We start from the raw sequence: 13,190 nt of genomic DNA, 5'->3' as shown, positions 1-13,190 counted from the left end.
AAGGTTTTCACCATGACCGACAGCCAGGACACCACCCCCGAGAGCCCCCAGGGGGTCGACCGGAAGGCCGAGGCCGGGTGCCCGGTCATGCACGACTCCGCCACCGCCCAGGGCAGCGAGAGCGAGAACCCGGCGATCGACTCGCCGCAGCCCAAGACCGGCGGCCGTCCCCACAGCCTCCAGGACTGGTGGCCCGACATGCTCGACCTCTCGGTCCTGCACGCGCGCTCGCCGAAGGGCAACCCGCTCGGCTCCGACTTCGACTACAAGAGCGAGTTCGAGAAGCTCGACGTCGAGGCGCTCAAGGCCGACCTGGTCGAGCTGATGCGCTCCTCGCAGGACTGGTGGCCCGCCGACTTCGGCCACTACGGCGGCCTGTTCGTGCGGATGAGCTGGCACGCCGCCGGCACCTACCGCATCTACGACGGCCGCGGCGGCGCGGGCGACGGCGGCCAGCGCTTCGCCCCGCTCAACTCCTGGCCCGACAACGCCAACCTCGACAAGGCGCGGCGCCTGCTGTGGCCGGTCAAGCAGAAGTACGGCCAGAAGATCTCCTGGGCCGACCTGATCGTCCTGGCCGGCACGGTCGCCATGGAGGACATGGGCTTCGAGAACTTCGGCTTCGCCTTCGGCCGCGAGGACGTCTGGGAGCCGGAGGAGATCTTCTGGGGCCCCGAGGACACCTGGCTCGGCGACGAGCGCTACTCCGGCGAGCGTGAGCTCGACGAGGTCCTCGGCGCGGTCCAGATGGGCCTGATCTACGTCAACCCCGAGGGCCCCAACGGCAACCCCGACCCGATCGCGTCCGCGCGCGACATCCGCACCACGTTCGCGCGGATGGCGATGAACGACGAGGAGACCGTCGCGCTGATCGCCGGCGGCCACACGTTCGGCAAGACCCACGGCGCCGGCGACGCCTCCCTCGTGGGCCCCGAGCCCGAGGGCGCGCCGCTCGAGCAGCAGGGCCTGGGCTGGAAGAGCGAGTTCGGCAGCGGCAAGGCCGGCGACACGATCACCTCCGGCCTCGAGGTCACCTGGACCTATCACCCGACCCGGTGGGACAACGAGTTCTTCCACATCCTCTACGCCTACGACTGGGAGCTGATGGAGTCCCCGTCGGGCGCCCACCAGTGGCGCCCGAAGAACGGCGCGGGCGCCGACATGGTGCCGGGCGCCCACGAGGGCGACCCGCGTCGCGAGCCCCGCATGCTCACCTCCGACCTGGCGCTGCGCATGGACCCCGAGTACGACAAGATCTCGCGTCGCTTCAAGGACAACCCCGAGGAGTTCCGCCTGGCCTTCGCCAAGGCCTGGTACAAGCTGCTGCACCGCGACATGGGCCCCGTCAGCCGCTTCCTCGGCCCCTGGGTGCCCGAGGCGCAGCTCTGGCAGGACCCGGTCCCGCCGGTCGAGGGCGAGCTCGTCGGCGACGCCGACATCGCGACCCTCAAGGCCGCCGTGCTCGACTCCGGCCTCTCGGTCTCCGAGCTGGTCTCCACCGCGTGGGCCTCGGCCGCGAGCTTCCGCTCCACCGACAAGCGCGGCGGCGCCAACGGTGCCCGCATCCGCCTCGAGCCGCAGCGCACCTGGGAGATCAACCAGCCCGAGCAGCTCTCCCGCGTGCTGGACCAGCTCGAGTCGATCCGCGCCGACTTCAACGCCAAGGGCGGGGCGCAGGTCTCGCTCGCCGACCTGATCGTCCTCGCCGGCAACGCCGCGGTCGAGAAGGCCGCCCGCGACGCGGGCGTCGAGGTCACGGTGCCGTTCCACGCCGGTCGCACCGACGCGACCCAGGAGCAGACCGACGTCGACTCCTTCCGGGTGCTCGAGCCGCGCGCCGACGGGTTCCGCAACTACGTGCGCCCCGGCGCCAAGCTGCGGCCCGAGACGCTGCTGGTCGACCGCGCCTACATGCTCGACCTCACGGCGCCCGAGATGACCGTCCTCGTCGGCGGTCTCCGTGCCCTGGGCAACAACGTCGGCGGCGTCCAGCACGGCGTCCTCACCGACCGCCCGGGCGTGCTCACCAACGACTTCTTCGCCAACCTGCTCGCCCCCGGCGCGCAGTGGAAGGCCTCGGAGTCCGAGGAGGGCGTCTACGACATCCGCGACGCCGCGACCGGCGAGCTGAAGTGGACCGCCACCGCGGTCGACCTGATCTTCGGCTCCAACTCGCAGCTGCGGGCGCTGGCCGAGGTCTACGCGAGCGACGACGCCCGCGAGAAGTTCGTGGCCGACTTCGCCGCGGCCTGGGCCAAGGTCATGGAGCTGGACCGCTTCGACCTGCGCTGACCCGCCTGCGACGGCCCGGACCCCTCTGCGGGGTCCGGGCCGTCGTCGCGTCCGGGCGGCTCCCCGCCCGGAGAGCGGGGCCAGAAGTCGGAGGCGCGGTGTCGGTGGGGGCGCCTAGGGTCGCGGTGTGTCCAAGGACGACCTCGACCCGGTGCCGGCGGCCCCCGCGGCCCCGCTCGTCGAGGCACATCTCCCGCCGGGGGTGACCCGCGGCCAGGAGACCCTGCGCACGTTCCGCCACGTGCTCGTCAACACGCTGGTCGCCAACGTCACCTCGAGCTATCTCTGGTTCGCCCTCACGTTCTGGGCCTACCTCGAGACGCGCTCGGTCATGGCCACCGCGATCATCGGCGGCGGCTACATGCTGTTCACCGCCGTCTGCGGCACCTACTTCGGCACCCTGGTCGACCACCACCGCAAGAAGCGGGTGATGGTCGCCTCCTCGACGGTCACGCTCGTCGCCTACGCGGCGTCGGGCGGGCTGTGGGTGCTGCTGGGCGAGGAGCGCCTGGCCGACTGGGGCAGCGCGTGGTTCTGGCTGTTCGCCGCCGTCGTGCTGGTCGGCGGCGTCGTGGAGAGCCTGCGCAACATCGCCCTCTCCACCACCGTGACGCTCCTCGTCCCCGAGGACGGCCGCGACAAGGCCAACGGCCTGGTGGGCACCGTCCAGGGCGTCGCGTTCATGATCACCAGCGTCTTCAGCGGGCTCAGCGTCGGCCTGCTCGGCATGGGCTGGACGCTCGCCGTCGCGATCGCGCTCACCGCGGCCTCGCTGCTCCACCTGCTGCCGATCCCGATCCCCGAGCTCGACCCGGTGCCCGAGGCGGGTGCCTCCCGCTTCGACGTGCGCGGCGCGGTCGCCGCCATCCGAGCCGTGCCCGGACTGGTCGCGCTGATCCTCTTCTCGACGTTCAACAACCTCGTCAACGGCGTCTACATCGCGCTGATGGACCCCTACGGCCTCACGCTGTTCAGCGTGGAGGCCTGGGGCGTCGTGCTCGGGGTCACGGGCATCGGATTCGTCGTCGGCGGCGGTCTGGTCGCCCGCTTCGGTCTCGGCGCCAACCCCGTGCGCACCCTGCTGCTGGTCAACGTCGCCGTCGCCGTCCTCGGGATGACGTTCACGCTGCGGGAGTCGGCGTGGCTCTACGTCGTGGGCCTCTTCGTGTTCATGTGCATCATCCCGGCCGCCGAGTCGGCCGAGCAGACGATCCTCCAGCGCGTCGTCCCGTTCCGCACCCAGGGACGGGTGTTCGGGTTCGCCCAGAGCGTCGAGCTGGCCGCCAGCCCGATCTCGGCGTTCCTCATCGGTCCGGTCGCCGAGTTCGCCCTCATCCCCTACATGGAGTCGCCGGAGGGCCGCGACACCTGGCGGTGGCTGCTCGGCGACGGCGACGCGCGTGGGATCGCGCTGGTGTTCCTGATCGCCGGCGCGATCATGTTCGTCACCGTGCTCGCCGCGCTGGCCTCCGCGCCCTACCGACGCCTCTCGGACGCCTACGCCTCGGCGCCTCCCCAGGAGCTCGAGGCGCCCCCCATGCACTGACCGATCGGTCAGTTTCCCCAAGGTTGGCCCTGTTCAAGACCCCGCCTCCGCGCTTAGTGTCCGCAGGGCAGGGAGTTGTCGTGGCCGATCCCGCCCGCCTTCCTGCCTCTCGGAAAGGAAGTCTCGTGAGATCCACGACCCTTGGGCTGTCCCTGGCCCTGATCACCGGGGCCGGGGCACTGAGCCTCGCTCCCTCGTACGCCGCCCCGGCGGACGACCAGCGCAGCGCCGATGAGGCGCGTGCGGCCACCGCCGAGCACGTCCTGCCCAACCCGGCAGCGGAGAAGCAGGAGGCGCTCCGGCAGCAGGCCTGGGCCGACGTGCTGAGCGGCGAGGCCGCGCCGCAGACCGTCAACGGCAACAGCGTGCTCAAGGTCGGCACGGAGCCGGCCGCCGCACGTTCCACCAACGCCCGTGGCCGCAAGGCCAAGGCCGCGGCCGCCACCCAGGACCAGTACGTCGAGCTGAGCAACGAGCGCACCGACAAGGTGTTCGTGTTCCTCGTCGACTACGGCACCCAGCGCCACCCCGACTTCCCCGACCGTGACACCGATCCACTGACGGCCGGGCCCACGCGCTTCGACGGACCGGGGTTCAACGAGATCCCCAAGCCGGGAGCCGACGACAACTCCACCCAGTGGCGCCCCAACTTCAACAAGCGCTACTACCGCGACCTCTACTTCGGTGAGGGCGAGGGCGTCGAGTCGCTCAAGACCTACTACGAGCGTCAGTCCTCGGGCCGCTACAGCGTCGAGGGCATGGTCACCGACGTCACGACGGTGCCCTACAACCAGGCGCGCTACGGCCGCAGCAACGGCTACCCCTGCGGCGGCACCAACTGCACCAACGTCTGGAACCTCGTCTCCGACGGCATGAACGCCTGGGTCGCCGACCAGAAGGCCGCCGGCAGGACCGACGCCCAGATCAAGCGCACGGTGTCGCAGTACGACATCCGTGACCGCAACGACTTCGACGGCGACGGCAACTTCGACGAGCCCGACGGCTACATCGACCGCTTCCAGATCATCCACGCCGGCGGCGACCAGGCCGACGGCGACCCGCTCTACGGCGAGGACGCGATCTGGAGCCACCGCTGGAAGGCCTTCCAGAACACCGGCCAGGGCCCGACCCCCGGCGGCGTCGCCAACCCCGACGGCGGCACGCAGATCGGCAACACCGGCATCTGGGTGGCCGACTACACCGTGCAGCCGGAGAACGGCGGCCTGTCCGTCGTCGCGCACGAGTACGGCCACGACCTCGGCCTGCCCGACCACTACGACACGGCCGCCTCGGGCGACAACCCCGTCAGCTGGTGGACCCTGATGGCCCAGAGCCGCGTGTCGGCCGCGGGCGACCAGGGCATCGGCACCCGCACCGCCGACCTCGGCGTGTGGGACAAGCTGCAGCTGGGCTGGCTCGACTACGAGACCGTGGTCGCGGGCCAGGACCGCACGATCGACCTCGGCCCCCACGAGTACAACTCCGCGAAGGCCCAGGGCGTCGCGGTCGTGCTCCCCGACAAGCAGATCCCGACCGCGCTGCTCACCCCGACCGAGGGCGCCAAGCAGTGGTACAGCGGTCGCGGCAACAACTACCGCTCGTCGATGTCCCGCGCCGACCTGGCCGTCCCGGCCGGCACGACGTCCCTGTCGCTGAAGGCCGCGTGGAACATCGAGGAGGACTACGACTACGCCTGGTTCGAGGTCGAGTCCCCCGCGGGCAGCGGCACCTGGACGGCGCTCGACACAGCGTCGATCGACCCGGACACCGACGGTGACGCCAACCCCGACAACGACCCGGTCAAGGAGCCGGGCATCGACGGGGTCAGCAACGGCTACGTCGCGGCCACCTTCGACCTGTCGGCCTACGCCGGCACGACGATCGGGTTCCGCGCCCGCTACGCCACCGACGGTGCCGTCGAGGGACAGGACCCCGCCCTCGGCTGGTCCGGTCTGCTGGTCGACGACATCAAGGTGACCAACGGCACCACGACCGTGCTCGCCGACGGCGCCGAGACCTCGCCCAACGGGTGGGCCCTGGCCGGCTTCTCCTCGGTGGGAGCCAGCTACAACACCGCCTACGACCAGTTCTACCTGGCCAGCAACCGCCAGTACGTCTCCTACGACAAGTACCTCCAGACCGGTCCCTACAACTTCAGCTTCGCCGACCGGCCCGACTTCGTGGAGAAGTTCCCCTACCAGGACGGCCTGCTGGTCAACTACTGGGACTCGTCCTACACCGACAACAACACCAGCCAGCACCCCGGCAGTGGCTTGGTGCTGCCTGTCGACGCCAACCCGGAGCCGCACTACAACCTCCAGGGGGCCGCGTGGCGCGGACGCATCCAGACCTACGACGCGCCGTTCAGCCTGCAGACGTCCGACTCCTTCTACCTGACGGCCAACGGTCGGCGCAGCTACATCCGTGGACGAGCGGCCAACCCGCTCTTCGACGACAGCGACCCCAACCGCTACTTCGCGCCGTACGCGGCCGCGGGCCTGCCCCGCGTCGGCGTGAAGGTGGCCGGAGTGGGCGTGAAGATCCAGGTGCTCTCCCAGAGCGGCACCAGCATGCGGATCCGCGTGCGCTGATCCCCGTCGGGCCGACGCCGTCGGCCTGACGACCAGGTCGCAGCGAGGGCCGGGAGCCGCATGGCTCCCGGCCCTCGCTGCGTCACCCGGTGCGTCAACCCAGGACCCGGACCGCCGACGCCCGGACGACCGACCCGGCGCACCCGGTCGCCGCCAGGTCGGGCGCACCCGTCACCGCGACCCGGTCGCCGGGCACCAGGTCGGCGGCCGGACCGCCGGTGATCGTCCACGTGATCGCGTGGTCGTCGCGCACCGCGAGGCAGTCGCCGATCAGCACGACCTCGCCGACCACCCGCACCTTCTGCAGGGCCTCGCTCGGCGGGGTGGTGCTGCCGGTGGTCGGCGCCCCAGTGGGCTCCGAGCTGGGATCGGAACTGGGCTCGGTGCTGGGCTCGGTGCTGGGCTCGGTGGCGGTCGGCTTCGTGGTCGGGTCGGAGTCGCCCGGCTCGCGATCGCCACACCCCGAGACGGACACCGTGAGCAGGAGGGCGAGGAGGGCGACGGTCCGAGAGCGCATGGTGGTGGGACGCCGGGAGGTGGTCGACGGCTCCGTCAGGCCGGCATCCGGGCGTCGAGGAAGCGCACCGTGCGATCCATCGCAGCGATGAACGCCGGGCCGAACGCGTGCCCGTCGTCGTACCACTCGAGGGTCGCGTCGACCCCGGCCCGCGTCATGGCGCGCTGGGTGGCTCGCGCCCACGCGGGCGGGCAGGTGTCGTCGAGGCGTCCGTGCACCATCAGCACCGGCTCGGTGACGTCGCCGAAGCGGGGTCGCGCCGAGATGCCGCGCCAGAACTCCGGATCGTCGGCCGGCAGGCCGTGCCGGCCGCGGAAGCCGGCCGCGAGCTGGGCGAGCGGCGCGTCGGGACGCTGGAACTGCGCGAAGTTGTCGGCCTCCAGGCTCGACACCGAGGCCCAGCCGACGCCGGCGGCGAACAGACCCGGCTCGGCGGCCAGCGCGCGCATCATCACCCCGCCCCCCATCGACCGCCCGAACAGCGCGATCCGGTCGGGGTCGACGCGCACGTCACGCGACTCCCGCAGCGCGTGCAGGGCGGCGATCGCGTCCGCGGCGTAGCCGAGCCGCACGGCCGTCTCGATGCGCGGGTCGTCGCTCGACTCGGCGTGGTTGCGGTAGTCGACGTGCAGCGCGACGTAGCCGCGCTGGGCCAGGAAGCCGCGTTCGCGGGTCATGCCCTGGCCGCGGAGGTAGGAGGCGGGGTCGATGTAGCCGTGGGCCAGCACGACCGCCGGGAACGGCCCGCGCCCGCGCGGCACGTTGAGCACCCCGCTGATCCGCAGCGGCCGCGTGCCCTCGCCCGCCGTCGTGGAGGCGAAGGTGACGTCGTACGACGTGTAGGCGGCCGTCTGCTCGCGCACGGCGCCGAGCCGGAGCCCGCCACCGGTCAGCTCGGCCCGCGACAGGGCGGCCATCGAGAGGGGATGGGCCGGCGCGAGCTCCTCGCTGGGCTCCTCGGACGGCTGCTCGGACGGCTGCGCGGTGGGCTCCTCGGACGGGTCCTGGGTGCGTTTCTCGGTGGGCTCGGCGGACGGCGTGCCGCTGGATCTCGGCGCCTCGCCGCCGCCCGCGTCGCCATCCGCGCCGCCGCCGTTGCAGCCGGTGAGCAGCACCAGGAGCGCGACGACGGTCGCCATCGGGGCCGCGGCCCGGAGCCGGAGAGCCTGCATGTCCTCCAGTGTGCAAGGCGGCCGGTCGCGCGGGTGTCACGTCCGCGGCCGCTGGTGCGTCGACTGGTCGAGACGTCGTGCACGCGCAAAGGTGGACCCATGGACCGGACGGAGGCCTTCGAGGCCGAGCGGCCACGGCTGCTCGTGCTCGCCGCGCGGGTGCTCGGCGACCACGCCGAGGGCGAGGACGTCGTCCAGCAGGCCTGGCTGCGGCTCGAGCGCGCCGCGGACCGCGACGGCACCGAGATCGACAACCTGGCCGCCTGGCTCACCACCGTCACCACCCGGCTGTGCCTCGACCGGCTCCGCGCGCGTACGCCCGTCCCCGTGGAGGACCCCGTGCTCGACGACGCGACGGCCGAGCTCTGGGTCGAGGCCCCGCCCGACCCGGCGGACGACGTCGCGCTCGCCGACACCGTCGGGATCGCCCTCCAGGCGGTGATCGACCGGTTGTCGCCGCGCGAGCGGGTCGCGTTCGTGCTGCACGACAGCTTCGGGTTCGACTTCGCGACCATCGGCGCCGTCCTCGACACCACCGAGGTCTCGGCCCGCAAGCTCGCCTCGCGGGCCCGCGCCAAGGTGTCCCAACCCGCCCCGGAGGACGCGCTGGCCGACTGGGAGGTGGTCGACGCGTTCATGGCCGCGGCCCGGGGCGGCGACTTCCAGCGGCTGCTGCGGCTGCTCGCGCCCGACGCGGTGGTCGGTGCCGACGAGGCGGCCGTCCTGATGGGCACGCCCGCGTCCATCGTGGGCCGCGACGAGGTGGCGACCTTCTTCAACGGCAGCGCCCAGGCGGCCCTGGCCGTCTTCGTCGGCGACCGTCCCGCCTCGGCGTGGTTCCACCGCGGGGCGGCTGCCGTCGTCTTCGACTTCGAGGTGGCCGACGGCCGGGTCCGGGCGATCACCTTCCGCGCCGATCCTGCCGTGCTGGAGCAGGTCGTGCGGCGCGAGGGCGACGCAGCGAGGTCGTGACGAGCGCCGTGGCGCGGACCGCCCGGTGGAGGCGGTCAGTGGTGGACGGGCGGCTTGTGGGGCACGGCGATCCGCTCGCGAGGCGTGCTGAGCGCGAGCCCGGCGATGAGCACCCCGGCGACCAGCAGCACCGCCCACACCCACCCGCCCATGTGGTCGAACGCCAGTGCGTCCGACGACGTCTGCGGTATGGCGAGGATCGAGCCGACGCCGGCGATGCCGATCAGCTGGCCGGTCTGCTTGGAGGTGGAGATGAGGCTGGACGCCAGCCCCGCCTCCGCGGTCGGCAGCTCGGAGAGCGCGGTGACGCTGACGGGATCGGCGATGAGGCCGAACCCGAGACCGAAGACGAAGTAGGGGACGACGACCGTCCACAGCGCCGCCGACTCGGTCGTCCACAGACCTCCGGCGCCGAGGGCGATGAGCACGCCGCTGGCGACCAGTGCCGCACGGGAGTGGCCGCCGGCCACGAGGCGCGCCGCCAGGAGGGCCGAGGCGGTGGCGCCCGCGGCCAGCGGGATCGTCATGAGACCGGCCTGCGTGGCGTCCAGCCCGCGCTCGGACTGCAGGTAGAACGTGTTGACGAACAGCAGGCCCGCGAGCGCGAGGTAGCCCGCCACCGCCATGGACAGCGCGGTGACGAACGGCCGGTCGCCCAGCAGGTGCAGCGGCAGCAGCGGGTCGGAGCGGCGCAGCTCGTAGGGCGCGAGGGCGACCAGTGAGGCGACGGCGACGAGGGCGGCAGCGAGCACCGGCGCGGACGTCCACCCGAGGTGCGACCCTTCGATGAGGGTGAACGCGACCGCGGCGAGGAGGAGGGTCAGCAGTACCTGGCCGACACCGTCGAACGGGGTCGGGCGCTCGGAACGCGACTCCTGCAGGAGCGCGACCGCGAGGACTGACGCGACCCCCCCCAGCGGCACCCCGGCCCAGAAGACCGATGTCCAGCCGAGGTCCTTGACGAGCAGACCGCCGAGGATCGGGCCCGCGGCGAGCGACGCGGTGCCGATCGTCGTCCACCACATCACCGCGACGGCGCGCCGCGCGGTCTCGGGGAACGCCGCCGCCAGCAGGGACAGGCCGGCCGGCGCGATCAGGGCGCTGCCGACACCCTGGACGACCCGCCCGACGACGAGCGATGGCACCGAGGTGCTGAGGGCGCAGACGATCGAGCCGACGACCATCACCACGTTGCCCAGCACGAGCACGCGCCGTCGGCCGATCCGGTCGGCGAGGTTGCCCGCGAAGACCAACAGGCTCGCCAGGCTCAGCACGTAGGCGCTCACCACCCACTGCAGGGAGCCCAGTCCGGCGCCGAGGTCGCGCGAGATGTCCGGCAGGGCGATGTTGGCGACGCTGCCGTAGACGGTGTGCAGGAACTGCGAGAGGCAGCAGACGACGACCAGCCACCCGCCCGCGACGCTGCGTGACCTCGCCATGTGCGCGCCCCCTGTCCGAGGCGTCGACTCTACCGGCGTGGTCGGCCATGCGCAGGGCACGCGAGGGCCCGCCCGCGACGCCGCGTGTCACGTCCGTGGCGTCCCGCTCGTCGACCGGGCAGAGTCACCACCAACACGAAGGAGGAGGACGGCATGAAGACCATGACCTGCCGCCAGCTCGGCGGCCCGTGCGACCTCGCCCACCGCGGCGAGACCCACGACGACGTGATCGTCGCGCAGGACGCGCACCTCAAGGAGGCCGAGAAGGAGGGCGACGAGGCCCACCTGCCGGCCCGCAAGGAGATGAAGGGCCGCTGGCGTCACCCCAAGCGGTCGCTCGGCTGGTATCGCGAGATGCAGGCCGCCTTCGCCGCACTGCCCGACGACTGACGGTTCATCAAGGTATGTCGCTGGACCCGCACTTCCCACGGCGAGCTGACCGTGGGAAGTGCGGGTTGCCCTACATACCTTGATGAACCATCACGGGCGGGCGGGGGGAGCTACCGTCAGGGGCGGGCGCGACGGTCGGCGAGCAGCCACGCCGCGCCGGAGGCGGCGGCGGTGACGCCGAGGACGGACGGCCAGGTGCCGACCTTCTTCGCGAGCGGGTGCGAGACGCCCATGGCGGTCCAGTAGGCCGCGCTCAGCCCGGCCACCAGCGGCGCGCCGCCGACGGCGTACCACTGGCGCGCGGCGAGCACGTTGGCGCCGAGCATCGCCGCCCCACCGAGGGGTCGTACGCCGGTGCGCTGGGCGAGCGTGAAACCACCGACGAGGCCGGCGGCGAGCAGGGGGGCGGTCGGGACGCGGGAGAGGTCGGCCATCCCTCGACCCTAGCGAGACGGCGTACGCGGCTCAGCCGCGGCCGACGCGGCCCTTCGACCCTGCCGCCCAGCACACCGTCGCGACGCACTCGATGGCGTGGTAGCCCAGCGTGCTGACGCGCTTCCACGTGGCCCCGCCGTCGGAGGTGATGCTCGATCCGGCCGAGCCGCCGTAGTCGCCGGTGGCGACGGCGTAGCGGGTGCCGCGCAGGAAGGACACGTCCTCGCCGACGTGCCTCAGGTCGGCGCCGACGGTCCACGTGCGACCGTCGCGGGTGAAGGCCGTCGTGTCCTCGGTGTCGTCGGCGTCGGCGAAGTCGCCACCGACCGCGATGCCGTGGCGGGGCGAGGCGAAGTCGCCGGCGAACCCGCCGGCGGCCTCACCGGCCGGGATGCCCGAGGGGGTGGCGGTCCAGGTCAGTCCACGGTCGTCGGAGCGCAGCACGCGCGAGCGCTTGCCGCCGGTGATCAGGAACGCCGACCGGCCGGCGGTGACCAGGCAGTCGCCGCTGGCGGCGAAGCCGAACTCGCCGTCCGAGGCCGGCATGCCCCTGCTGGGCAGCACCGACCAGCTCCGGCCGCGGTCCGCCGTGGACAGGATGCGGAGCTTGCCGTCGACGGGGTCGCTGACGGCCAGGCCGCGCTTGCCCCCGCCGTAGAAGGCCATGCAGTCGTAGAACGCATCCTCGTCGGTGTTGCGGAACGCCTCGGTCCAGCTGGCACCGCCGTCGGTGGAGCGGTAGATCCGCGAGGCCTCGCCGGGACCGATCGCCAGGACGTGGGCCACGCGACCGTGGACCTCGACGTCGCGGAACGACAGGTCCTCGGTGAGCTCGGGGCTCACGTCGGCCCACGTCCGGCCGCGGTCGGTGGTGCGGAAGACCCGGGCGGGCCCACCGTCGGTCAGGCTCTCGCCCGTCACCCACGCCTCGCTGCGGCTCACGGCGGCCAGGCCGCGGAGGTTCTGGTCGGCGTCGACCACGGTCTCGGACCACCCGTCGCGGAACGGGTCGGGCCCACCGGGCCTGGCGTCGGGGGAAGCGCCGGGGGAAGCGCCGGGCGGCGCCGCGGTCGCCGGGAGGGCGAGCGCGAGGGCCAGCGCTGGGGTGAGGGCTGAGGTGAGGGTGACGCCGAGTCGTCGCATCCGCACACCATGGCGCGAGGCGCGCATCGGTGTCCACACCCCGTGCCCGGTGAACCGGTCGCGGAACGTCCGCAGCCGGGTCTACGGTCCCGGCATGAGCACCGAGGACGACGAGCACGACACCTGGGTCCCGCCGCCGTGGGAGCCGCCGATCGACGGCACCGAGGCCGAGCACGTGGTCGGCGCGCTCGCCCGTCAGCGCGCGACGCTGCGGTGGAAGGCCGACGGTCTCGACGAGGCGGGCCTGCGGCATCGACTGCCGTCGTCCGCGCTCTCCCTCGGCGGCCTGCTGCTCCACCTGGCGATGGTCGAGGACTACTACCTGACGACCAAGCTCCGCGGCGAGGTGCTCGACGAGCCGTGGCGCTCGCTCGGCCACGACGGCACCGACGACTGGGAGTTCACCACCGACCGGCTGGGCGCCGCCGAGACGTACGCCGCCTACGACGACGCGGTCGTGCGCAACACCGCCCGGATCGAGGCGGCCCTGGCCGAGGGCGGCCTGGACCTCCTCGCCCACGTCGACGACGGCGACGGCGACGGCCACCACCCGCGCCTGCGCCGCCTGCTCCTCGACCTGCTGGAGGAGTACGCCCGGCACACCGGCCACGCCGACCTGCTGCGCGAGGCCGTCGACCGGCGCGTCGGCGAGGACCCGCCCGACGGCTGGACGCCTCCCTGGGTCTCCTGAGT

11 protein-coding genes are annotated in these 13,190 nt (G+C 72.7%); 6 read left to right on the top strand and 5 right to left on the bottom strand.

What is annotated here, in order from left to right:
- The first annotated feature begins 12 nt into the window (after positions 1 to 12).
- The 3 genes from katG to AC54T2_RS04025 all read left to right on the top strand — a co-directional run bounded on the left by katG (position 13) and on the right by AC54T2_RS04025 (position 6,429).
- Positions 13 to 2,292: a catalase/peroxidase HPI gene (gene katG, locus AC54T2_RS04035; RefSeq protein WP_496665583.1), complete on the top strand. Its 2,280-nt coding sequence runs from the start codon at positions 13 to 15 to the stop codon at positions 2,290 to 2,292.
- 127 nt (positions 2,293 to 2,419) lie between these two features.
- Positions 2,420 to 3,838, top strand: coding sequence for an MFS transporter (locus tag AC54T2_RS04030; protein ID WP_241005263.1), 1,419 nt, complete (start codon positions 2,420 to 2,422; stop codon positions 3,836 to 3,838).
- A gap of 125 nt (positions 3,839 to 3,963) precedes the next feature.
- Entirely contained in the window at positions 3,964 to 6,429 is a 2,466-nt protein-coding gene (locus AC54T2_RS04025) for an immune inhibitor A domain-containing protein (RefSeq protein WP_496665582.1), read from the top strand.
- Between the two features lie 94 nt (positions 6,430 to 6,523).
- On the opposite strand, the gene AC54T2_RS04020 is transcribed toward AC54T2_RS04025, so the two are convergent.
- Both AC54T2_RS04020 and AC54T2_RS04015 read right to left on the bottom strand, forming a co-directional pair.
- Positions 6,524 to 6,946 carry a hypothetical protein gene (locus AC54T2_RS04020; protein WP_186339627.1) on the bottom strand — a complete coding sequence of 141 codons (423 nt, stop codon included), beginning with the start codon at positions 6,944 to 6,946 and terminating at the stop codon, positions 6,524 to 6,526.
- 35 nt (positions 6,947 to 6,981) lie between these two features.
- Positions 6,982 to 8,118 carry an alpha/beta hydrolase family protein gene (locus AC54T2_RS04015; RefSeq protein WP_496665581.1) on the bottom strand — a complete coding sequence of 379 codons (1,137 nt, stop codon included), beginning with the start codon at positions 8,116 to 8,118 and terminating at the stop codon, positions 6,982 to 6,984.
- A gap of 99 nt (positions 8,119 to 8,217) precedes the next feature.
- Between AC54T2_RS04015 and AC54T2_RS04010 the strand changes: the two genes are divergently transcribed.
- Positions 8,218 to 9,090, top strand: a complete 873-nt coding sequence (locus AC54T2_RS04010; RefSeq protein ID WP_496665580.1) for a sigma-70 family RNA polymerase sigma factor — start codon at positions 8,218 to 8,220, stop codon at positions 9,088 to 9,090.
- 35 nt (positions 9,091 to 9,125) lie between these two features.
- Here AC54T2_RS04010 and AC54T2_RS04005 read toward each other — a convergent pair whose 3' ends face one another.
- Positions 9,126 to 10,529, bottom strand: coding sequence for an MFS transporter (locus AC54T2_RS04005; protein ID WP_186339625.1), 1,404 nt, complete (start codon positions 10,527 to 10,529; stop codon positions 9,126 to 9,128).
- A 153-nt stretch (positions 10,530 to 10,682) separates the two neighbouring features.
- On the opposite strand from AC54T2_RS04005, the gene AC54T2_RS04000 reads away from it, so the two are divergent.
- Complete coding sequence (locus tag AC54T2_RS04000) at positions 10,683 to 10,919, top strand: hypothetical protein (protein ID WP_496665579.1); 237 nt, start codon at positions 10,683 to 10,685, stop codon at positions 10,917 to 10,919.
- Positions 10,920 to 11,035: 116 nt separating this feature from the next.
- Here AC54T2_RS04000 and AC54T2_RS03995 read toward each other — a convergent pair whose 3' ends face one another.
- Positions 11,036 to 11,353: a hypothetical protein gene (locus tag AC54T2_RS03995; RefSeq protein ID WP_186339623.1), complete on the bottom strand. Its 318-nt coding sequence runs from the start codon at positions 11,351 to 11,353 to the stop codon at positions 11,036 to 11,038.
- Positions 11,354 to 11,384: 31 nt separating this feature from the next.
- Positions 11,385 to 12,497: an oxidoreductase gene (locus tag AC54T2_RS03990; protein WP_496665578.1), complete on the bottom strand. Its 1,113-nt coding sequence runs from the start codon at positions 12,495 to 12,497 to the stop codon at positions 11,385 to 11,387.
- A gap of 94 nt (positions 12,498 to 12,591) precedes the next feature.
- On the opposite strand from AC54T2_RS03990, the gene AC54T2_RS03985 reads away from it, so the two are divergent.
- Positions 12,592 to 13,188, top strand: a complete 597-nt coding sequence (locus AC54T2_RS03985; protein ID WP_496665577.1) for a mycothiol transferase — start codon at positions 12,592 to 12,594, stop codon at positions 13,186 to 13,188.
- The last annotated feature ends 2 nt before the right edge of the window (positions 13,189 to 13,190 follow it).

The organism is Nocardioides sp. Z35_8 (assembly GCF_059621125.1).
This window is presented reverse-complemented; position numbering and strand designations above follow the sequence as displayed.

Bases quoted from the DNA above. Each gene is read 5' to 3' on its own strand.
- katG (WP_496665583.1), top strand. From the start codon at position 13: ATGACCGACAGCCAGGACACCACCCCCGAGAGCCCCCAGGGGGTCGAC.
- AC54T2_RS04020 (WP_186339627.1), bottom strand. From the start codon at position 6,946: ATGCGCTCTCGGACCGTCGCCCTCCTCGCCCTCCTGCTCACGGTGTCC.
- AC54T2_RS04015 (WP_496665581.1), bottom strand. From the start codon at position 8,118: ATGCAGGCTCTCCGGCTCCGGGCCGCGGCCCCGATGGCGACCGTCGTC.
- AC54T2_RS04010 (WP_496665580.1), top strand. From the start codon at position 8,218: ATGGACCGGACGGAGGCCTTCGAGGCCGAGCGGCCACGGCTGCTCGTG.
- AC54T2_RS04005 (WP_186339625.1), bottom strand. From the start codon at position 10,529: ATGGCGAGGTCACGCAGCGTCGCGGGCGGGTGGCTGGTCGTCGTCTGC.
- AC54T2_RS04000 (WP_496665579.1), top strand. From the start codon at position 10,683: ATGAAGACCATGACCTGCCGCCAGCTCGGCGGCCCGTGCGACCTCGCC.
- AC54T2_RS03995 (WP_186339623.1), bottom strand. From the start codon at position 11,353: ATGGCCGACCTCTCCCGCGTCCCGACCGCCCCCCTGCTCGCCGCCGGC.
- AC54T2_RS03990 (WP_496665578.1), bottom strand. From the start codon at position 12,497: ATGCGACGACTCGGCGTCACCCTCACCTCAGCCCTCACCCCAGCGCTG.
- AC54T2_RS03985 (WP_496665577.1), top strand. From the start codon at position 12,592: ATGAGCACCGAGGACGACGAGCACGACACCTGGGTCCCGCCGCCGTGG.